Origin of the sequence: Flavobacterium sp., from assembly GCF_031537875.1 — a bacterium.
Taxonomy (GTDB): domain Bacteria; phylum Bacteroidota; class Bacteroidia; order Flavobacteriales; family Flavobacteriaceae; genus Flavobacterium.
The window spans coordinates 152,685-175,131 of sequence record NZ_JAVKNB010000010.1 but is presented as its reverse complement, the minus strand read 5'-3'; the positions used below and the strand labels follow the sequence as shown (position 1 = coordinate 175,131).

Annotated in this window: 21 protein-coding genes; 9 read left to right on the top strand and 12 right to left on the bottom strand. The window is 34.3% G+C overall.

All coding sequences use genetic code 11. The features are described from left to right. Window positions 1-7: 7 nt before the first annotated feature. The 8 genes from RMR09_RS05975 to RMR09_RS05940 form a co-directional block, all read right to left on the bottom strand. On the bottom strand, window positions 8-709 hold the full coding sequence (locus RMR09_RS05975) for a hypothetical protein (RefSeq protein WP_310594888.1): 702 nt from the start codon (window positions 707-709) through the stop codon (window positions 8-10). Between the two features lie 87 nt (window positions 710-796). Continuing rightward, window positions 797-2,701 (bottom strand): membrane protein insertase YidC, encoded by a 1,905-nt coding sequence (yidC, locus tag RMR09_RS05970; protein ID WP_310594887.1) that lies wholly within the window; start codon window positions 2,699-2,701, stop codon window positions 797-799. 46 nt (window positions 2,702-2,747) lie between these two features. After that, a complete protein-coding gene (locus RMR09_RS05965) occupies window positions 2,748-4,361 on the bottom strand; it encodes a CTP synthase (RefSeq protein WP_310594886.1) in 1,614 nt (537 codons plus the stop codon). Window positions 4,362-4,523: 162 nt separating this feature from the next. After that, the gene (locus tag RMR09_RS05960) at window positions 4,524-4,757 is read right to left on the bottom strand and encodes a DUF3820 family protein (RefSeq protein WP_310594885.1); all 234 of its coding nucleotides are present in this window, start codon (window positions 4,755-4,757) and stop codon (window positions 4,524-4,526) included. A 14-nt stretch (window positions 4,758-4,771) separates the two neighbouring features. Next, the gene (locus tag RMR09_RS05955; protein WP_310594884.1) at window positions 4,772-5,221 is read right to left on the bottom strand and encodes a hypothetical protein; all 450 of its coding nucleotides are present in this window, start codon (window positions 5,219-5,221) and stop codon (window positions 4,772-4,774) included. Window positions 5,222-5,273: 52 nt separating this feature from the next. Further along, window positions 5,274-6,458: a hypothetical protein gene (locus tag RMR09_RS05950; RefSeq protein ID WP_310594883.1), complete on the bottom strand. Its 1,185-nt coding sequence runs from the start codon at window positions 6,456-6,458 to the stop codon at window positions 5,274-5,276. 101 nt (window positions 6,459-6,559) lie between these two features. Continuing rightward, window positions 6,560-8,089, bottom strand: coding sequence for a glutamine-hydrolyzing GMP synthase (guaA, locus tag RMR09_RS05945; RefSeq protein WP_310594882.1), 1,530 nt, complete (start codon window positions 8,087-8,089; stop codon window positions 6,560-6,562). A 58-nt stretch (window positions 8,090-8,147) separates the two neighbouring features. Continuing rightward, window positions 8,148-8,840, bottom strand: a complete 693-nt coding sequence (locus RMR09_RS05940) for a hypothetical protein (RefSeq protein WP_310594881.1) — start codon at window positions 8,838-8,840, stop codon at window positions 8,148-8,150. 217 nt (window positions 8,841-9,057) lie between these two features. On the opposite strand from RMR09_RS05940, the gene RMR09_RS05935 reads away from it, so the two are divergent. The 6 genes from RMR09_RS05935 (at window position 9,058) to RMR09_RS05910 (ending at window position 14,883) form a co-directional block, all read left to right on the top strand. Beyond that, complete coding sequence (locus RMR09_RS05935) at window positions 9,058-9,441, top strand: RidA family protein (protein WP_310594880.1); 384 nt, start codon at window positions 9,058-9,060, stop codon at window positions 9,439-9,441. 129 nt (window positions 9,442-9,570) lie between these two features. After that, complete coding sequence (locus tag RMR09_RS05930) at window positions 9,571-10,818, top strand: voltage-gated chloride channel family protein (protein ID WP_310594879.1); 1,248 nt, start codon at window positions 9,571-9,573, stop codon at window positions 10,816-10,818. Between the two features lie 70 nt (window positions 10,819-10,888). Continuing rightward, entirely contained in the window at window positions 10,889-11,893 is a 1,005-nt protein-coding gene (locus RMR09_RS05925) for a bifunctional oligoribonuclease/PAP phosphatase NrnA (RefSeq protein WP_310594878.1), read from the top strand. A 3-nt stretch (window positions 11,894-11,896) separates the two neighbouring features. Next, the gene (gldI, locus tag RMR09_RS05920; RefSeq protein ID WP_310594877.1) at window positions 11,897-12,517 is read left to right on the top strand and encodes a gliding motility-associated peptidyl-prolyl isomerase GldI; all 621 of its coding nucleotides are present in this window, start codon (window positions 11,897-11,899) and stop codon (window positions 12,515-12,517) included. A gap of 13 nt (window positions 12,518-12,530) precedes the next feature. Continuing rightward, window positions 12,531-13,649, top strand: coding sequence for a peptidylprolyl isomerase (locus RMR09_RS05915; protein WP_310594876.1), 1,119 nt, complete (start codon window positions 12,531-12,533; stop codon window positions 13,647-13,649). A 25-nt stretch (window positions 13,650-13,674) separates the two neighbouring features. Beyond that, a complete protein-coding gene (locus RMR09_RS05910) occupies window positions 13,675-14,883 on the top strand; it encodes a peptidylprolyl isomerase (protein ID WP_310594875.1) in 1,209 nt (402 codons plus the stop codon). Window positions 14,884-14,953: 70 nt separating this feature from the next. On the opposite strand, the gene RMR09_RS05905 is transcribed toward RMR09_RS05910, so the two are convergent. Then, complete coding sequence (locus RMR09_RS05905; RefSeq protein ID WP_310594874.1) at window positions 14,954-15,391, bottom strand: hypothetical protein; 438 nt, start codon at window positions 15,389-15,391, stop codon at window positions 14,954-14,956. 334 nt (window positions 15,392-15,725) lie between these two features. On the opposite strand from RMR09_RS05905, the gene RMR09_RS05900 reads away from it, so the two are divergent. From RMR09_RS05900 to RMR09_RS05890, 3 genes are all read left to right on the top strand, one after another. After that, window positions 15,726-16,064, top strand: a complete 339-nt coding sequence (locus RMR09_RS05900; protein WP_310594873.1) for a GIY-YIG nuclease family protein — start codon at window positions 15,726-15,728, stop codon at window positions 16,062-16,064. A gap of 225 nt (window positions 16,065-16,289) precedes the next feature. After that, entirely contained in the window at window positions 16,290-16,982 is a 693-nt protein-coding gene (locus RMR09_RS05895) for a DUF6629 family protein (protein ID WP_310594872.1), read from the top strand. Window positions 16,983-17,000: 18 nt separating this feature from the next. Further along, entirely contained in the window at window positions 17,001-18,434 is a 1,434-nt protein-coding gene (locus RMR09_RS05890) for a PAS domain S-box protein (RefSeq protein ID WP_310594871.1), read from the top strand. A gap of 19 nt (window positions 18,435-18,453) precedes the next feature. Here RMR09_RS05890 and RMR09_RS05885 read toward each other — a convergent pair whose 3' ends face one another. The 3 genes from RMR09_RS05885 to RMR09_RS05875 all read right to left on the bottom strand — a co-directional run bounded on the left by RMR09_RS05885 (window position 18,454) and on the right by RMR09_RS05875 (window position 22,399). Then, window positions 18,454-18,810, bottom strand: coding sequence for a hypothetical protein (locus RMR09_RS05885; protein ID WP_310594870.1), 357 nt, complete (start codon window positions 18,808-18,810; stop codon window positions 18,454-18,456). Window positions 18,811-18,862: 52 nt separating this feature from the next. Beyond that, window positions 18,863-20,041 (bottom strand): AIR synthase related protein, encoded by a 1,179-nt coding sequence (locus RMR09_RS05880; protein WP_310594869.1) that lies wholly within the window; start codon window positions 20,039-20,041, stop codon window positions 18,863-18,865. Window positions 20,042-20,209: 168 nt separating this feature from the next. Further along, window positions 20,210-22,399, bottom strand: a complete 2,190-nt coding sequence (locus tag RMR09_RS05875) for a glutamine synthetase III (protein ID WP_310594868.1) — start codon at window positions 22,397-22,399, stop codon at window positions 20,210-20,212. Window positions 22,400-22,447 lie beyond the last annotated feature (48 nt).

Genomic DNA, 22,447 nt, shown 5'->3' with positions numbered 1-22,447 from the left:
CTCTATCTTAATTCTTTTTGGTAATTTTCGATTTTGTGGCCAAATCTTCGCTCGATTTTTTAACTAATTTCCCATTTTCCACAACTTCCCAAATTCCTATTTTTAGACCTTTGGCAAATAGTCCTTTTGAAACCACATTCCCATTTACATTTCTAAAAATAGCCAAGCCATCATATTCATTATTTTTAAAAAACGATTCTTCAATCACAATCCCAGTTTCGGTGTACTTTTTATACGCTCCTTCCTTTAAATTATTCACATAATTGATTTGTTCTGCAATCTTTCCGTTAGGGAAATATACAGTTCTTAGTCCTTCTAACTTTCCGTTTTTATAATTCTCTGTTGTCATCACAGCTGGAGAAGCATAATGGTAATATTTCCACAATCCTTCAAATACCTTATTAACCACTTTACCTTCGCTCACTTTGTTTTTATTTTGGTCATAAAAAATCGTGTATGCTGAATTGTCTTTTGGATTAAATTCACGTGTGGCAATTACATCTCCTTTTTGAGTATCATCAAAAAATTGGAACAGACCAATTTCCTTTCCGTGCTCAAAAGTACCTTGATAACGCGGTCTTTTTGACTCTTCGTAAAGACCTTTCCAAACACCGTGCTTTAATCCTTTAGCGTCTAATTTATTAGTTTCTGTTTGCGCATGCAAAACACTAAACAGCATGGTGAACAAGAAGAATAGTATATTTCTCATATTTTATTTTTTTATACTAACGAATCGTTTTACATAAAATTATTGCTGCAAAAAAAATCCCGAAATGAATCGAGATTTTTTTGAAAATTATTTTTTGTTACGTTGTGCTTTTTGAGCTTCGGCTTGTTCCATTGCCTCTTGCAATTTTTGTTGGAACTTACTTGGTTTTTTAGGCTCTTTCAGTTTGTTTTCCTGAATTTGAGCGTGAATTTTATCGCTATCAATAAAGTACTTTTTAATCACGATCATAATTCCAATTGTAATTAAGTTAGAGATAAAGTTATACAAACTCAATCCTGCCCCGTAACTATTGAAGAAAATCAACATCATTAATGGCGATATATATATCATATATTTCATCATTTTTGCCATATCAGGCATTCCTTCTTGTTGAGGTGCCGCCATTTGTTGGTCACCCGAAGTCATTTTCATGTAGAAGAAAATCGCGATTGCTGCCATAATTGGAAACAAACTAATATGATCTCCATACATAGGGATGCGGAATGGCAATTTGATTACCTCATCAAATGACGATAAATCATCCGCCCAAAGGAAACTTTTTTGTCTCAATTCGAAAGCCGATGGGAAGAACTGAAATGAAGCATACATAAATGGCAACTGAATCAAAGCTGGAATACAACCTGCCATTGGATTCACACCCGCTTTGTTATACAACTTCATCGTTTCTTGTTGTTTTTTCATTGGGTCTTTTTTAAATTTTTCACCCAATTCAGTAATCTCAGGACGCAATACTTTCATTTTGGCTTGAGACAAGAATGACTTGAAAGTAATTGGCGACATGGCCACTTTAATAATGATTGTAAATACAATAATTGCAATACCATAGGCAATAAACGAACTTAAAAATCCAAACAATGGAATGAAAATCAATTTATTAATCCAACCAAAAATTCCCCAACCTAGAGGAATAATTTTTTCTAAATTCTTATCGTATGCTTTTAACGTTTTATAATCTGAAGGCCCAAAATACCAATTCATTTTATAATCCAATTCGCCATTGGTAAACGCTAAAGGTACTTCTGCTTTAAATTGTTTGGTAAAAACAGTATCTTTTGTTTCGTCATTCACTAAATTAGTAGAATGTAATTTTGAAGTTGCAAACGGCGTATTAGTCAATAAAATAGCACTAAAAAAATGTTGCTTGAAAGCGATATAATTTACTTTTTCCGGTGTTTCTTCTTTGTCTTTACCTTGTCCTACATAATTAATTTTATCCCCTTCGTGTTCAAAATAAATTTCAGCATAACGGTTCTCATACGAAATACTCTTCTCGTTTCTAAACGTTTTCATGTCGAACTCTAAGTCCAAAGGTTTAGCAGTATTTAAGACTTTATTCAACCCTCGAGAACGCAAATCGAAACCAACCATATAATCATTCGGTTTCAAGATGTATTTGTACTCCAGAAATTCGTTAGCTCCCGATTTTAATTTCATCGAAAGAATTTGATCCTCTCCTACTTTTGACAAACTAGGCTCAAAATACAAATCCTTTGTATTTAATGATCTATTATCAGTAGTTTGTAAGGTAATGTTTAAATTAGTGTTGTTGTCTTTAATCAACTCAACCAACTGACCTGATCCTTTTTTGAATTTCTCATATTTCTTTAAAACAGCCTCTACAATAAAACCACCTTTGTTTGCGATTTTTAATTGTACCAAATCATTTTCAAGTGTAGTAAATTCCGCTTTTGCAGAAGGTAATGTAGCTGAATACGCGAAGTTTCCTAATGTTTTTTGCAATTGAGCCAATTGAGTTGAATCACCTGAAGTCACAACAGCTACAGCTGCTTTTTCAATTGATTTTTGAGCTAATTCTTGCGCTTTAGCTGCTTTGGCAACCAATTCTTTTTTAGCTTTTTCAGCAGCAACTACCTTAGGTTCGGGTTGATTTTGATACATAATCCAAATCAAGATTCCGAAAATCAATACAAAACCAATGATTGAATTGAGGTCTAATTTTTTTTCTTCCATTATACTTTTAAAATAGTTATTGTTTTAAGAAACGGGGTTCTTTGTATTATTTTTTCTTTGCTTTAACTGCTGCCGCCACAAAATTCACAAAAATAGGATGCGGATTGGCTACTGTACTTTTGTATTCTGGATGGTATTGTACTCCAATGAAAAACGGATGATCTTCAATTTCTACAATTTCTACCAAACCAGTTTGTGGATTTGTACCTGAAGCCAATAATCCTGCTTTTTGCAATTGGTCTAAATAGGCACTATTGTATTCATAACGGTGACGGTGACGTTCTGAAATAGAAGTTGTTCCGTAAATTTTATGAGCTAATGTACCTGGTTTAATATCACAATTCCAAGCTCCCAAACGCATTGTTCCACCTTTATCTGTAATCGTTTTTTGCTCTTCCATCAAGTTCACCACTGGATTGGAAGTTTTTTCATTCATCTCAGTAGAATTGGCATCCGAAAGTCCTAAAACATTTCTTGAATATTCAATTACCGACATTTGCATTCCTAAACAAATTCCAAAAAATGGGATCTTGTTTTCACGCACATAACGTACGGTTTCGATTTTTCCTTCAATTCCTCTTTCGCCAAAACCAGGCGCTACTAAAACAGCATCCAATCCCGCTAATTTTTCATTGACATTTGACTTGTCAATATGTTCAGAATGAATTGAAATCACATTTACTTTGGTTTCATTGGCTGCACCTGCATGAATAAAGGCTTCTAAAATAGATTTATAACAATCCTGCATTTCTACATATTTCCCAACCAAACCAATATTTACGGTGTGTTTTGGGCTTTTCAAACGCTTCAAAAACGTATTCCAGTTTTTCAAATCAGGAGCCGCTTTCTTAGGTAAATCTAATTTTTTCAAAGCCACAACATCCAATCCTTCTTCTAACATCAAGTTAGGCACTTCGTAAATAGTTGAAGCATCAATAGATTGAATCACTGCTTCTCTTTTTACATTACAAAACAAAGCCAATTTATTGCGAATCTCATCTGAAATCTCATGTTCAGTTCTACACACCAAGATGTCCGCTTTTATTCCGCTTTCCATCAACGTTTTCACCGAGTGTTGTGTAGGTTTTGTTTTCAATTCTCCGGCTGCAGCCAAATAAGGCACCAACGTCAAATGAATAACAATTCCGTTATTTTCACCCAATTCCCAAACTAATTGACGAACCGATTCGATATAAGGCAATGATTCAATATCACCCACAGTTCCACCAATTTCAGTAATGACAATATCGTAATCACCTGATTTTCCAAGCAACTGCATTCTGTCTTTAATTTCATTGGTAATATGAGGAACCACCTGAACGGTTTTTCCTAAAAATTCTCCTCTACGTTCTTTTTCAATTACCGAAAGATATATTCTACCAGTGGTTACATTATTCGCTTGAGAAGTAGGAACGTTCAAGAAACGCTCATAGTGACCTAAATCCAAATCGGTTTCTGCACCATCATCAGTTACATAACATTCTCCGTGTTCATAAGGATTTAGCGTCCCTGGGTCCACATTGATATAAGGGTCGAACTTTTGAATGGTGGTTCTATATCCTCTTGCTTGTAATAATTTCGCCAAAGATGCCGCTATAATCCCCTTCCCTAAAGAAGAAGTTACACCGCCAGTAACAAAAATATATTTCGTTTGATTCATTCTGTGTTAGTTTGTATTGTAGTTGTGTAAAAAACGTCGCAAAAATACAATTATAAATTGAGAAAAAGCGAATTTGAAAATGTGAAAATTGGAAAATTTGCAAACATTCAAATTATTACTCAAGTTCCATTTAAAATTTAAGTTCTGGCAGTAAAAAAACCTTTAAATAGGTTTAGGATACTGCTTTTTGATGTTCCGAATTAAGTCTTCCAATCCGTTCAATTTTAATTCGTAAACCAATTGTAATTGTTGTCCCAATTCGCCTTTAGGAAATCCTTTATTGCTGTACCAAACCACATAATACTCGGGCAAGTCTATTAAATGCCAACCTTCATATTTCCCAAAAGGCATTTTAGTATGCGCCAGCTTGATTAATTGTTTTTGGTCGTTTTCCAATTGGTCAGTTGAGATTAGTTTTTCTGAATTACATTTAAGGGACACTCTAACAAGGGTCTATCATCCTCAGCCAAGTAAAAATTAATTATTAACTCATTTTTATTCGTCAAATCAAGAAAATTAGTAACAATCGATTTATATCCAATTGATATTACTTCAATAAAAAAATAATCCTGCTTGAAATTTTTAGTTGTAAAAGAATAGTTGCCTTGAGAAGAAACTTCAACCTTAAGACAACCAACTTTTAAAATTACTGGTGGTTTTACTGGAGCACCTGTATTTACGTCAAAAACAGTCCCCTTAATAATAAGTTGGTCAGAATTAGTTTTGGATTTTGATTTAATAACATCCATTGTATAACCACCTTTATTTGCAGTTGGAATTAATTTATTATTAACCAAAGAACACCCTCCTAATATCATTAGTAAAGTAACTAGAACTAAATTTATGGTAGCTTTATTCATAAAATAGAAATTAGACGAAGTATATTATTTATTAATTCGAATCAAACTATCATTACTTTGCCACTTTAACCGTCAAATCGGCATCGTAATACAAAATATACAATCCTTTATTAGCAAAACCTCCCATTTCATTTTTGAAATAATCGAACTTACTTTCGACTTGTTCCGTAGCTTGAGTTGAGGCACTTTCTGCAAAAGTAGTAGCTTGAGACAAACGCATCAACGTATCGAAAGTAACATCAAATCCACGGATAGCAAAAGCATTAGGTGTTACTTTGTTTTTCAATTTATAATTCTTTTCAAAAATAGTAGCTTCTGGACTAGTATTTTCTCTCGTCATTGAAGGATACAATAATTTTAGTTTGAGTAAATTGGCAAACTCAATTTCATCCGTATCCAAAGTTTCATTGGGTTCCAAAATCACAAGTTGGATTGCACATTCTTTTAGTTTGGATAAAAGTAGTTTTAACGTTGCTTTAATCAAAACTGTACTTTCTGTTTCTAGCACAACATAATTTATTCTGTCTTTTTGCAATTTACTCGACAAACTTTCAGGAATTAATGCTCCTATTTCTGTTAAACTGACTAATCGAACATCTTTTTGATTGTCTATAATGTATTTTTTAACCGATACTTTCTTTTTATCTACTACCGCAAGAATATTTCCATTTTTAGAACGCATAAAATCAAAAATAGCGGAACGAATTAAAGTTGGAGAAGTAATGGTTTGAAATAAATTAGGATACGATTTCCCAATTTCCTTTGACAAAGGCGAAATCACTGCTACTTGATTAGTGGTTAGCAATTCGGCTGTTTTTTCCACATTTGTTTGATAAAAAGGCCCTATCACTGCAGAGAAATCATCCAACTTATTCTGCTTAATTAGGTTCGCAATATTGGAATTATTCTTCGTTTCTTCTGAATCAAATACACTTACATCTACCGAAATTCCTAATTGTTTCGCCGAGTCAATCGCCACCAATGCACCGGAATAAAAATCCAAAGTCATATTCAGAAATTTATCTTTCTTCAAGCGGTCTGCAATAGTATTTACAGTGTCGTTTTGGACTTTTGCCAAATTAAAAGGCAATAGTAAAGCCAACTTTTTAGTTTGATTTACCAAAGGCTTTTCTAACTGCAATGTGCTACTTTGATTCTGAGTTGTAGTAGTTTCTTGCGCACCAATTGTATTGGCAAACAATAGCGAAACAATTAATATTTTGAAAAAACAGTTCATTTTATTTTGTTTTAAAACAATTCCTTTATAACAATCGAACGGTATCAAATTTATAACAAAATCTGATACCGTTTCAATTAAAAACTTTCAAATAAGCGATATTATTCCCACTCAATTGTGGCAGGTGGTTTTGAACTAATGTCATACACCACACGATTCACTCCTTTTACTTTATTAATGATTTCGTTTGAAATTTTCATCAAGAAATCATACGGTAAATGTACCCAGTCAGCGGTCATACCATCAGTAGATTCAACAGCACGAAGCGCCACTACTTTTTCGTAGGTACGTTCGTCGCCCATTACCCCAACACTGTTTACTGGCAATAGAATTGCTCCTGCTTGCCAAACTTTATCGTACAATCCCCAAGATTTCAATCCTTCGATAAAAACCGAATCCACATCTTGTAATATTTGTACTTTTTCTGGAGTAATATCTCCTAAAATTCGAATAGACAATCCTGGTCCAGGGAAAGGATGTCTTCCCAATAGTTCTGGATCAATTCCTAAAGTAGCTCCTACTCTACGCACCTCATCTTTGAAAAGCATGCGCAAAGGTTCTACAATTTGTAATTTCATATAATCTGGTAAACCACCCACATTATGGTGTGATTTGATAGTTGCTGACGGCCCTTTTACCGAAACTGATTCGATTACGTCAGGATATATAGTTCCTTGTGCCAACCATTTTACATCTTCAATCAAATGTGATTCGTCATCAAACACTTCAATAAATACACGTCCGATGATTTTTCGTTTGGTTTCTGGATCACTCACTCCTGCTAATTCAGACAAGAAACGATCTCCAGCATCTACCCCTTTTACGTTCAATCCCATTCCTTTGTATTGATTCAATACATTTTGGAATTCGTTTTTACGAAGTAAACCGTTATTAACAAAAATACAATATAAGTTTTTACCGATTGCTTGGTTCAATAATACCGCTGCTACCGTTGAATCAACTCCTCCAGAAAGACCTAATACTACTTTATCGTCTTTCAATTTTTCTTTTAACTCTGCTACCATATCGGTAACGAATGCATTCGGAGTAAAATTTTGAGGTACTTCGGCTATGTTAACCAAGAAGTTCTCTAACATTTTCGTTCCTTCTGTCGAATGGAACACCTCTGGATGGTATTGAATAGCATAAGTTGTCTCACCTTCAATTCGGTAGGCAGCAAATTCAACATCGTGTGTACTAGCTAATTTTACCCCATGAGTTGGTAATGCTTTAATACTATCACTATGGCTCATCCACACTTGGCTATTTGGAGAAATTCCTTGGAAGAAAACTTCGTCTTCTTTTATGAAAGACAAATTAGCTCTTCCGTATTCTCTTGTGTTTGACGCAGCTACTTCTCCACCACTAAAGTGAGCTAAATATTGTGCTCCGTAGCAGACCGCTAGCATAGGTAATTTACCTCTAATTTGAGATAAATCAGGATGAGGCGCATCTTCTGAACGAACAGAAAATGGACTTCCACCTAAAATTACAGCTTTGTACGGTGATAAATCTGTTGGAAAATTGTTGTAAGGAAAAATTTCGCAGAATATATTTAATTCGCGAACTCTACGCGCAATAAGCTGTGTGTATTGCGACCCGAAATCTAAAATAAGTACGTTGTGTTGCATGCGCAAAAATACTTTTAAAATTCGGAATTGAAAAATGGATTTTGAAAAAAATATTTTTTTATTCTTTGACCAATAAAATCGTTGCTTTGAAGCCTGTGCCTAGGTTCCATTGACTCGCATTAATCAAAACCCCTTTATCGTCATACACCCTAAATTCGGCAGTGTTTGGACCCGAAGTTCCTTGGTTTAATGCCTCAAAATCAATTTTATTGAATCCTTTTTCTAATACAATTTCGAAACCCTTAAAAGCACCTTCAAGGGTTACTTGACTTTGAATTACTTTGTCATTTAAATAGACCCGAATAACGTCACCATCCACATACTCAGCATCGCGGTACATCACTCGTGCTTTTTCGGCTTTGGTTTTAAAATCACCCAAATTTTGATTTCTTCGATACACAATAGCACCAGGATCTTCGTCTTTTTTATTCAAGCGTGCTTCTACTTCGGCACCTGGTCTGATAAATTCATTTTTTTGAATCATCGAAAAAGTATTCGATTGCCCTAATTGGTAGGATTTAGCAGGCGTAGGTTTATTGACCATCGCATCGGGGCTATTGAAAACATTGGGTACTTTAATAGACGGGATATCCGAATTAAGAGGTGCTACTTTTTTAGGCTCAGCTGCTTTTTTAGGAGCAATCGGAAACTTTCCTACTGGAATTGCCTTGAACTTAGCACTAAACTCGCTTTGAGCTTGTCCTTGCCATGCCAAACCAAGAATCGCAATAAATACTAGTAATTGTTTCATTATACCCTACACTGATAAAACTTGTGGTGACAAAAATAGTATAAATACCTTTTGTGATTCACGTATTAGAAATTTCTTAACAAATTCCGGTTCTAAAATTCTAACAAATCATTTGAAAACATAGCATTATATAACCGCTTTTATGCTCCCACTCGATTCCTAATTAGGTTGATTATCGTAAATTGCACCACTTAAAAATCAGCTTAAAAATAACAAAATGAAAAGAGAAAATATCTTGACAGGCTCACCATGGGAAGATAAAATGGGCTATTGCCGTGCCGTTCGTATTGGAAACATCGTTGAAGTATCTGGAACTGTTGCCATTGTAGATGGAGAAAAAGTAAAGGCCGACGATGCGCACGCTCAAACCTTAAACATATTAGAACGCGTAGAAAAAGTATTGGAAGATTTGAATGTAAGCATGAAAGATGTAATTCGTACTCGTATCTTCACTACTGATATTAACTCTTTTGAAGCAGTTGCAACAGCACATGCAACTTTTTTCAAAGACATTAAACCAACTACAGGTTTTTATGAAATCAGTAAACTTGTTGCTCCTGAATATTTGGTAGAAATTGAATTTACAGCAGTTGTTAGTTAAAATTATAAATTATTATTTATTAGAAAAAGCCGCAAACGAATTTGTTTACGGCTTTTTTTATTCCTTAATAATTAATGATTCACGAATTTAATCTATTTTTGACCCACTTATAATTTGCTATACTTGAGTATGAACCTACAAAAAACACTTCGTCTTACCCTACAATGGTTGGTCATTTGTGCTTTGATAGGACTTTTTTCAGGTTCGGCATCCGCTTTCTTTTTAGTCGCTTTAGAATGGGTTACTCAAATTAGAGAATACCACAACGGGATCATTTGGCTATTACCAATTGGAGGTTTAATTATAGGTTTGTTATACCATTATTACGGTACTTCGGTAGTAAAAGGCAATAATTTACTTTTAGAAGAATACGAAAATCCACAACAACCCATCCCGTTCAAAATGGCGCCTTTGGTACTTATTGGTACTTTAATCACACACCTGTTTGGAGGGTCTGCAGGGCGCGAAGGCACGGCAGTGCAAATAGGAGGTGCTATTGCCGACCAATTTTCGAAGCTATTCAAATTGGACAAAAACGACCGAAAAACCATTCTTATTTTAGGAATTAGTGCTGGATTTGCTTCCGTTTTCGGAACGCCATTAGCAGGAGCTTTGTTTGCTTTGGAAGTGGTCTATTTCAGTAAAATCAATATCAAAAGTGTGGTTTTGTCATTTGTAGTAGCTTATGCAGCTTATTACACTGTCGAGTTTTGGCAAGTCCAACACACCCACTACAGTATTCCTAGTATTCCCGAAATGAGTTGGACTAATCTAATTTGGACTATTGGCGTTGGAATTCTTTTTGGATTAGCAGCGTTATTATTTTCTAGAACTGCCCATTTTTGGAGTCGTTCATTTTCAAAATACGTTCAGTATGCTCCACTTCGTCCTCTAATTGGAGGAACTGTCTTAGCAATACTCATTTATTGTATTGGTACCACTAAATACATTGGTCTTGGGGTTCCTGAAATAGTAAAATCCTTTTCAACACCCAACGAATCGTATGATTTTTTAGTGAAAATTCTCTTTACTGGATTTACTTTAGGTGCGGGTTTTAAAGGCGGAGAAGTAACTCCTCTTTTCTTTGTGGGAGCTACTTTAGGAAGTGCATTGTCAGTAGTTATTCCGTTGCCAATTGCACTATTAGCAGGAATGGGATTTGTAGCTGTTTTTTCTGGGGCAACTCACACCCCTATTGCATGTACCGTTATGGGGATAGAACTTTTCGGAATTGAAAGTGGTGTCTTTATTGGTGGAGCTTGTTTGGTAGCCTATTTTGCTTCAGGTCCTGTTGGGATTTACCATTCGCAGATTGTAAAAGGTCCTAAATACCTTTTGTACCAAAAATTCAATCCTTCTAGACAGGATCTTTTCTAAACATGTGAAAATTAGGTTAATTATTTAAATGATTTTTCGTTTAAATTAAAAAAATGTAATTTCGCAATCTATGAAAACACAAGATATTCAAGCGATTCAGGAGCTATTATCTACTCCTAAGAAGATTGCAATTATTCCACATCGTGGACCTGATGGAGATGCCATGGGTTCTACCTTAGGTTTATACCATTTTTTACTTAAAAATAATCACCTGCCAACTGTAATTTCGCCTAACGAAATGCCTCATTTTTTAGAATGGCTTCCGGGAGCAAATACAGTGAAAATATACGAAAAAGATACCGCAAATTGCACCAAAATACTAGAAGAAGCCGAAATCATTTTTACTTTAGATTTTAATGCTTTACACCGAACTGGCGAAATGGAAACTGTTTTGAGCAGACTCAAAGTTCCTTTCATCATGATTGATCATCATCAATTCCCGCATGATTATGCTACCTATACCTATTCGGATACGAATTTTGGTTCTACTTGCGAAATGCTATACAACTTCATTTCCTTTTTAGGAAAAAAAGCAGACATTGACGAAAATATTGGGACTTGTATTTATACCGGGATTTTAACCGATTCAGGGTCATTTCGTTTCCCAAAAACTACGGGAACTACGCACCGAATCATTGCCGAATTAATTGATTTAGGAGTAAAAAACACCGTGATTCCTACTTTGCTTTTTGACAATAGTTCGTTTGGACGCTTGCAAATTTTAGGTCGTGCATTGCAAAACATGAAGGTATATACCGAACACAAAACGGCTTATACGTATTTGACACAAGACGAACTGGATTCTTTTGACCATGTAAAAGGAGATACCGAAGGAATCGTCAACTACGGATTGAGTATTAAAGGAATCATTTTTACGGCAATTTTCATCGAAAACAAAGACGAAAAAATAATTAAAATATCGTTCCGCTCTCAAGGTGATTTTGATGTGAATCAATTCGCAAGAGACCATTTCAATGGAGGCGGTCACATCAATGCTGCTGGAGGAAAATCAGAAAATTCGATGGAAGATACCATTCAAAAATTTGAAGATTTAGTTAAAAACTTACCCATCTAAATCATGAAACAATTAAAAAATACATTAGTTGCGGCTATTCTATTACTTGCTCTTTTTAGCAGTTGCCAACGGAATCAAGAAGCACGAAAACCGATTTCGCATGCTTCGGGAACTTTCATGAGACAATCAATTGATCGCAATAAAAAATTGATTGCAGGAGAAGAAGCCGAAATTGCACGAGTGATTCGACAAAACCCTAAAACTAAATTTATTGCTTCTACAAAAGGATTTTGGTATTCGTATTCTACTTACAATCACATCGATACTTTAAGTCCTAAGAAAGGAGATGTCGCTTTGTTTGATTACGAAGTAAAAGACTTGAAAGGTAAAGTGATTTATTCCAAAAGCGAATTGGGTCCTCAAACCTATTTCGTTGACAAACAAAATATCATGACGGGTTTACGTGAAGGAATTAAATTAATGCACCGTAAAGAAAAAGTGAATTTTCTTTTCACCTCGCATATAGGATACGGTTATCACGGCGATAATAAGAAAATTGGCACTAACAAACCGCTATTTTGTATTGTCACACTTCGTGATTTTATGTCGGAAGCCAATTACGATCAAAAAATGAAAGCCGATGCAAATCCCGTTTTGGAAACTAAAAACGATTCTTTAAACTAAATACTATTTTGAAATGAAAAAAAGCATTCTATTTGCCTTAGCTATTATTGCTTCTTTTTACTCTTGTAAAGAAGAAAACAACAATTTACCCGATGGTTTATATGCCAAAATTGAAACCAACAAAGGCGAAATTATCGTTCAATTGGATTATGAAAAAGCACCTATAACAGTAGCTAACTTTGTTAGTCTTGCCGAAGGTAAAAATGAATTTGTAACCAATGAGAATATCAAAAATAGACCTTTTTACGACGGATTGAAATTTCACCGAGTAATTGAAAACTTCATGATTCAAGGAGGAGATCCTCTTGGAACAGGTTCTGGTGATGCAGGTTATCATTTTAAAGATGAAATTACCGATTTGCGTTTTGACAAAGGTGGTGTTTTGGCGATGGCCAATAATGGTCCAGCGACCAATAGTAGTCAATTTTTTATTACTCATGTTGAAACGCCTTGGCTAGATGGTAAACATACTATTTTTGGTCATGTAGTAGGCAACGGAATGGAAGCGGTAAACAAAATTCTTCAAGATGATTATATGAGTAAAGTAACGATTATTCGTAATGGAGATGCTGCTAAAAAATTTGATGCCGTAAAAGTATTCCATGATTATTTTGCCGTTGAGGCGGAAAATCAAAAGAAACAAGCTGCCATTGACGCAGAGAACAAACGTATTTTCAATGAAAAATACAAAACTGTAATTGATGCTAAAGTAAAATCTTTTGCCGCATTAAAAGTAAAAGCAACTACAACAAAATCAGGATTACAATTTGTAATTACTAAAAAAAGTGGCGGTGCTAAACCTAAAGCGGGAACAGGAATTTTCATTCACTATGCCGGCTTTTTAGAAAACGGAACTTTGTTTGATAGTAGCATTGAAAGTGTATGCAAGACATTTGGTACTTTTGACCCTAATAGAGCAGCTCAAAATGGCTACCAACCTATTCCTTTTCAAGCAGGTAAAAAAGACGGCATGATTCCTGGATTTATCGAAGGAATAGAACAACTATCTTTTGGAGACAAAGCCGTGCTTTTCATTCCTTCTAAATTAGGATATGGAGAAGCTGGTGCTGGAGGAGTTATTCCGCCAAACGCTAATATTATTTTTGAAATTGAATTATTAAAAGCACAATAAATACTACCTAATAAAATCATACCCAATGAAATCAAAATTTCTAGTATTCTTATTTTTAGGAATCGTAAGTGTACAAGCACAAAAATTAAAAAAAGGACTTCCTGCAAAAAAACCAGCTATTTCACAAATGGCAAGTCCTAAAACTACTGAAGGAATTTTTGCCAATATTGTAACCAATAAAGGAACTATTGTAGTTCAATTAGAATTTCAAAAAACACCAATTACCGTAGCTAACTTTATCAGTTTGGCAGAAGGGAAAAACACTTTTGTAGCTGATGAAAAATTAAAAGGGAAACCATTTTATGATGGATTAAAATTCCACCGAGTAATTAAAGACTTCATGATTCAAGGTGGTGATCCTGCGGGCAACGGTTCTGGAGGTCCTGGCTATTCATTTAAAGATGAATTTACCGATTTAAAACACAGCAAAGGAGGAATACTTTCTATGGCTAATTCAGGTCCGGCTACTAACGGAAGTCAATTTTTTATCACTCATAAAGAAACCCCTTGGTTAGATGGAAAACATACTGTTTTTGGTCAGGTTACGCAAGGAATGGATGTAGTGAATAAAATTGAACAAAACGATGTTATTACTAAAGTAACAATTACTCGAAAAGGGGCTTTAGCCGCTAAATTTGATGCTGTTAAAATTTTCTCTGATTACTATGCTAACAAAGCAGAGGATGCTAAAAAACAAGCTGCAATTGATGCAGAAAACAGAGCTAAACAAGCCGCTATTCAAGCTGAAAACAAACGTGCATATCTTGAGAAATACGGAAGTGTAATCAAGGACAAAGCCGCTTACTTAGCCGCTACTAAAGCGACAGCTTTAACCACAGCCTCAGGATTACAATATGCGCTTTTACAAAAAGGTTCTGATGTTAAACCTGTTGCTGGAAGCACTATTTATTTCTATTATGCAGGTTATTTTGAAGACGGTACTTTATTCGATAGTAACTATGCAGAGGTTGCTAAAACTTTCGGTCAATTCAATCAAGCCCGTGCAGATCAAAATGGCTACCAACCTTTCCCTTTTGAAGCAGGTAAAAAAGACGGAATGATTCCTGGCTTTTTAGAAGGATTGAGTTTGATGAATATTGGTGATAAAATGTTGTTGTTTCTTCCATCTAAATTAGCTTACGGAGAAAGAGGTGCTGGGGGTGTAATACCACCCAATACTAATTTAGTTTTTGAACTAGAGATTTCAGACAAAGCTCCTACTCCAAAACAATAAAAACAATTTAACCCAAATAAAAAACCTCAACAGTTAATGTTGAGGTTTTTTATTCATATCGAGTCAATTGTTATTTACCAAATTTCCAATCAAATTCATCTTTTGCATTGATAATGGCTCCGATTTCGAACTTTACTACTTCTTCAAATTCGGTCTGAAAAATAATCCAGTTCTCTTCGTTAAAATAGTTTTCAAACGTATCAAATTCTTCTTGAGTGAATTTGGCAATATTGTTAGATGCTAAGTCTTTTTTCACTTCACTTATCTTTTTTCCAATAATTGTATTTCCGAATAATTCCAAATCAGCACTAGAAGCTACAATATACCCTAATTTAAACTCTTCCTCTTGGTAGAATGTCAAACGTGCTTTAAGTTTGTTATACACTAAAATTTGGTTATCATCTTCGTCTTTATAATTGCGGTCTGGTTTCCCGTAAATCGCTTCTACGTCTTTTTGTTTCATCCCAAAAAGTAATTTATCGATTCCGTTTTTTAGATTGATTTTCATAAAATAAATTTTGAGACAAAGTTCGGGAAGTTTTATAAAAGAAAGCCTGTTCTAAAATTTTATTTATAACATTTTAAATCTTGCAAAATGACAACTTTTAATTTTATTTCGATTTGTAATATTGTATGTAAAGAAATCTGTACTTATTATTGTCATTCCGAAGCATGAGGAATCGCATAGTGAGAGTCGAAAAACGAATGTGATGCTTCCTTACGTCAGCATGACAAAAAAACAAATTCTTTGTCATTCCGAAGTATGAGGAATCACATAACGAGAGTTAAAAAACAGATGTGATGCTTCCTTACGTCAGCATGACAAAATAAAAATAATATAAATGAATAATATACTATTTGAACATACCGAAGGTTATCATAGCTATTATGTCTACATAATTACAAATCAATATCGATCTACATTTTACATAGGAATGACCAATAATCTAAAAAAACGATTGTTACAACATAATGAAAACATAGAAAAGCAAATAAAGACTTTTGCCTCAAAATACAATGTTAAGTTTTTAGTTTACTATGAAAATTTCACTTGGGTACAACAAGCTATTGCAAGAGAAAAAAAAATTAAAGGTTGGAGAAGGGATAAAAAATTAAATTTAATACGAGAGTTCAACCCTACTTTTGAATTTTTAAATCATCATTTCCAACAAAACTTATAAAATTAGATTCTTCAGAAGATTACCAAAAATTAAAAACTATTAAATACTGGTTTACAGTTGTTAAATTAGAAAATATTTTTTATCTTAGTAATTGACTTTAATTGCTAATCAATTACAGTTTCCTCAAATTTGTTCTTAATTATTTGCAAAAACCTACCAACTGGGACGCTTAATAAAAAAGTGTGACCCGTAAAACTTTTATTTTAACTTTTAAAGGTAATGTGTATGTGTTTTTCAGCCAATGCAAGTTTTGGGGCAGGTATAGTTTTAGCAGCTATTGGAGTAGCCTCCATCAAAAAGACCCAACAAACCTCTCAATTTTATTTTGCTACTATTCCTCTTATTTTTTCAATCCAGCAATTTGCTGAAGGTTTTGTATGGATTTCATTAACTAATTCAGATTTTGAATATCTTCGGCAACCTTCAACTTACATTTATCTATACTTTGCACAAGTCGTTTGGCCAATTTGGGTACCATTTTCAATAATGAAATTAGAACATTTCAAAAAAAAACAACGATTACATATTCTATTTCTAGTTATAGGCTGCTTAATCGCTTTTTATTTAGGGTTCTGCATGATTAGCTATCCCGTTCAATCCAAAATAATAGGATATCACATTGCTTATACTCAAGATTTTCCATTATCGTTCCAGGGATCTGGTGAAATTCTTTATGGTTTGGCTACAATAATTCCTCCTTTTCTATCTAATGTAAAACGAATGTGGATTTTAGGAATCAGTATAATGGCTTCGTATATCCTAACCATTTTTTTCTATGAAGAATATATTATTTCCGTTTGGTGTTTTTTCGCTTCAATAATTAGCATTGCTGTATTTTTTATTTTAGAAAGTATCAAAAATAAAACTGAAGGTTGGAACGGATACCTCAACCCTCAGGTTCAGATCACACAACACTAACCTATTCTCTACTCTATTATGAAAATTACTTTTGAAAAAAAAATAACGCTCGGCTTCATCGTAAATGTATTGGTAGTACTTATTTTAGCTTGGGTTGTTTTTACACGAATTCATAGTCAAGGCAAGACTAATTTAAATCAAGTTTTAGACGGGGTAATGCTATTCTTGTTTTTGCTTTCGATAGCACTTTTGACGGTTGTTAACTTTATCATTAAAGCACAACTTCGAGCAAAAAATCTTTCACAACAACTATTGGTTGAAAGCCAACAACTATTACAATCTATAATTGACAATACTTCAAGTCCTATTTATATTAAAAAAATAAATGGTGAATACATATTGATTAACAAACAATATGCAGCATTATTTCAAGTTGACCCTTCTGGCATTATAGGAAAAACAGATGCTGATTTTTTGAACTCAGACTTAGTATTTGCTAATCGAAATTCAGATATGGAAGTTGTTAAAGCCTTGAAAGAAATCAAAAGTGAAGAAACTATAGAACAAAAAGATGGGAAACATATTTACCTAGCTATAAAATTTCCTTTATATGATTCTAAAGGACGAATATATGCAATAGGAGGTATTTCAACGGATATTACAGAACGAAAAAAACTGGAAGAGTCATTAGCGTCTTCTGACAAACTATTCAATATGTCAACTGAGATGATGCTGATTGCTACTCTAGAAAAATTCATTCGTGTTAACCCGGCAACTTCTAAAATATTAGGATATACTGAAAAAGAATTATTAGACCAACCCTTCCTTAATTTTGTCCATCCAGAAGATAAAAACAATACTAGTCAAGAAGTTACTAAATTAAAAGGTGGAAATATCACTTTGCAATTCAAAAATCGATACATCTGCAAAGATGGCTCAATAAAATGGCTACAATGGGCTACTTCTCCCGATACTTCAACAGGATTATTATATGCTGTTGCAAAGGACATCACGGCTTTAATTGAATTGGAAAACGAACAAAAAAATACTATTGGCCAACTGTATGAAAATGAAGAAAAACTACGTATTATTCTCGAAAATATTAATGAAGGGATTCTAGTTGCTAATACAGATAAAAAAACGATTTTAGCTAACACAATGGCAAATGAAATTTTTGGAATCGAAGAAGATGAGGATATATCTCCCAATTTAATTGACCATTTTGAATTGTATTATCCTGATGAAAAAACCATTTCCCCTTCTCAAAATTTACCAATGGAAAGGGCTTTACTTGGAGAAGAAACAAATGATATTGACTTGGTACTTTGGAGTCCTAATAGCCAAGAAAAAAGACGAGTTTTAATTAGTGGAAAACCTTTAATTGATCAAAATAATACCGTAGTCGCAGGAATTGTAACGATTAAAGATATTAGCCAATATAAAAAACTGGAAGAAGAGTTAAAAGAAAGTGAAACTAAATACCGAAAATTAATCGGTTTTAAAAAAGAGTGAAATCTAAAGTAACCTTAACTTATTCACTCATTTCATCGAAACGCACCGGCACTTGAGGATCGTAACACGGACATTTGAATTCTTCTAAAGTAGTAGCCAATAATTCCATTGTTTTACCTTCGGTTCCATAGCAATCAATCTGAATACTTTGAGACGTTGTTTTTACTTGAAAAGCACCTTTCCCGTTTGGATTTTTCCAACTGTTATCATCTACTTTTTCCCAAGTTGAAAAAACACTAGCTATACGATTTAGAATTACGGTTACAGGCAATTCTTCTAGTCCTTCCACCATCTCTTGTTCTACTAATGATTCGTAAACCAATTGATGATTCAAATAAATCCCTTCTTGATACTGCCAAAATACTAATTCGTACATTTAAATCGTTTAAAAGTTTAGGTTTATTAGTTTATAAATAATAAACTAATGATTAGTACTCAAAAGTACCGTACTCACTTGAAATTGTTAATTTCTTAGTATCCGAAGCTTCTACTCTACCCACAATTTGGGCATCTACATTAAACGATTTTGAAATCGCAATAATATCTTTAGCTACTGCTTCTGGAACATACAATTCCATACGGTGACCGCAGTTGAAAACTTGATACATTTCTTTCCAATCTGTTTTAGATTGCTCTTGAATCAATTGAAACAAAGGCGGAACTGGGAACAAATTGTCTTTTATAATATGAAGTTGGTTTACAAAATGTAAAATTTTAGTTTGCGCTCCTCCACTACAATGCACCATTCCGTGAATTTCTTTTGAAGAATAGGTATCTAAAATTTTCTTGATAATTGGAGCATAGGTTCTAGTCGGAGAAAGTACTAACTGACCCGCATCTATTGGCGAATTTTCTACTGCATCAGTTAAGTTGACTTGCCCCGAATAAATCAATTCTTCAGGAACTGCTGAGTCAAAACTCTCTGGGTATTTGTGTGCCAAATACTTCCCAAACACATCATGACGCGCCGAAGTCAGCCCATTACTTCCCATACCGCCATTATAACTTTTCTCGTAAGTAGCTTGTCCAAAAGAGGCTAAACCTACAATTACATCACCCGCTTGAATATTGGCATTGTCAATTACTTTAGCACGAGGCATTCTTGCTGTAACGGTTGAATCAACTATAATAGTTCGAACTAAATCACCCACATCAGCGGTTTCACCACCAGTAGAATGAATAGTCACTCCAAAAGAATCCAATTCTTTAATTAATTCTTCTGTTCCGTTAATAATCGCCGAAATTACTTCTCCAGGAATTAGATTTTTATTTCTTCCAATTGTAGATGAAAGTAAAATATTATCAGTTGCTCCCACACACAATAAGTCGTCAATATTCATAATCAACGCATCTTGCGCAATGCCTTTCCAAACCGATATATTTCCTGTTTCTTTCCAATACATATAAGCTAAAGACGATTTGGTACCCGCACCATCAGCATGCATAATCAAACAGTAATTATCATCTTGGGTTAAATAATCAGGAACGATTTTACAAAAGGCTTGTGGAAACAATCCTTTATCAATATTTTTAATAGCATTATGCACATCTTCTTTGGATGCCGAAACACCGCGTTGTGCGTATCTTTTTGAAGTATCTGAACTCATGTAGTTAGTTGTGTGTCATCTGCCTTTCGGCAAATTGTATTTTGGGCAAAGATAATTATTTTTTTGGCTTTTGCCTAAGCCGAATACCTAGCTAATTCATCTATTTTTCATTCCATAAAAAAGCCGCTTCAATGAAGCGGCTTTTCTTTAAAAATTACATACTAATTATTATTTAGTAAACAATAATTCTCTGTATTTAGTCAATGTCCATAGCTCATTATCTACTAATAATTCCAATTTATCACAGTGGTTTCTGATGATGTCAAAATATGGTTTTACCTTATTACAATAAGCTTCAGCCATTGCTTGAGCATCGGTTAAACCATTGGCTTTTTTTCTTTCTTCAGTCATTTCTTCCACCTTAGTATTGATTCCTTCGATATGTCCTGAGATTTGTTTGATAATTGAGATTTGTTCTTTCGAAACACTTTCAAAATCTTTTCCAAATATCTCTTTCAATCCACGAACGTTTTCAATCAAGGTATTTTGGTAACGAATCGCCGTTGGAATCACGTGATTGCGAGCAATATCACCTAATACACGACCTTCAATTTGAATTTTTTTAGTGTATTCTTCTAATTCAATTTCGTAACGTGCTTCTACTTCAACATGATTCATGATTCCCAATTCAGAAAACAAATCCAACGCTTGTTTAGACGCTCTTGCTTTCAAGGCTTCTGGAGTAGTTTTGTAATTACTCAACCCTCTCTTAGCCGCTTCTTGTTCCCAAGCATCGCTATAACCATCTCCTTCAAAAAGAATTTTTTTAGATTGTTTGATGTATTCTCTTAAAACGTTAAAAATAGCATCGTCTTTTTTCATGCCTTTTTCGTCAATCAAAGTGTCTACCTCCACTTTAAAATCACGCAATTGTTTGGCTACAATAGCATTCAAAGTTGTCATAGCATTTGAACAATTAGCAGAAGAACCAACCGCTCTAAACTCAAATTTATTTCCTGTAAAGGCAAATGGAGACGTTCTATTTCGATCCGTATTATCCAACATCAAATCTGGAATTTTACCTACTACATTTAATTTCAAGTCGGTTTTTTCTTCAGGCGATAATTTTCCAGTGGTAACCCCTTCTAACTCTGCTAAAACCTTAGTTAACGATTCTCCAATAAATACCGAAATAATGGCTGGCGGTGCTTCATTCGCGCCTAATCTATGATCATTACTTGCCGTTGCAATCGAAGCTCTTAAAAGAGATTCATTATCGTTTACCGCTTTAATTGTATTGATAAAGAAAGTCAAAAATTGCAAATTGCTCATTGGTGTTTTACTTGGACTCAACAAGTTAACACCTGTATCTGTTGCCAATGACCAGTTGTTATGCTTTCCAGAACCGTTTACTCCTTTAAAAGGTTTTTCGTGGAATAAAATTTTGAAATCATGACGTTCTGCCACTTTTTCCATTACATCCATTAATAAACAGTTGTGGTCTACCGCCAAATTGGTTTCTTCAAAAATAGGTGCCAACTCAAATTGGTTCGGTGCCACTTCGTTATGACGTGTTTTAACAGGAATTCCTAACAACATACATTCCTGCTCTAAATCCCTCATATAGGTCAATGCTCGTGTAGGAATTGAACCAAAATAATGATCGTCTAATTGTTGCCCTTTTGCCGATGTATGTCCTAGCAAAGTTCTTCCCGTCATCATTAAATCAGGACGCGACTTTGCCAAAGAACGATCTACCAAGAAATATTCTTGTTCCCATCCTAAAGTAGCAGTTACTTTCTTTACATTTTTGTCAAAATATTTACACACCTCAGTAGCTGCATCATCCATTACAGTCAACGCACGCAACAAAGGTGTTTTGTAATCTAGAGCTTCTCCTGTGTAAGAGATAAAAACGGTTGGTATACAAAGAGTTGTCCCAAATATAAACGCTGGAGAAGTTGGATCCCAAGCAGTATAACCTCTTGCTTCGAATGTATTTCGAATTCCACCATTAGGAAAACTTGATGCATCAGGTTCTTGTTGTACCAATTGTGCGCCACCAAATTTTTCTACTGGATCACTTCCATCATACGAAGTTTCAAAGAAAGCATCGTGTTTCTCAGCTGTAGTACCTGTCAAAGGCTGAAACCAGTGTGTGTAATGAGTTACTCCTTTTGAAAGTGCCCATTCTTTCATCCCCATAGCTACATAATCCGCAATCTTTCTGTCGATTTTAGTTCCATGTTGAATAGCCCCTTGAACTGCTTTATACGCTTCTGAAGTCAAGTATTGCTTCATGGCTTTGGCATTAAAAACATTAGACCCAAAAATTATTGATTTTTTTTCGGCCTCTTCAAAGTGTAGTGGCTTTCTTGTAGATGCTTCTCTCAAAGCTTGAAAACGTAATGTTGACATTTTGACAATTTTAAATTATTAAATACTCATTTTCACTAAGGAAACAAA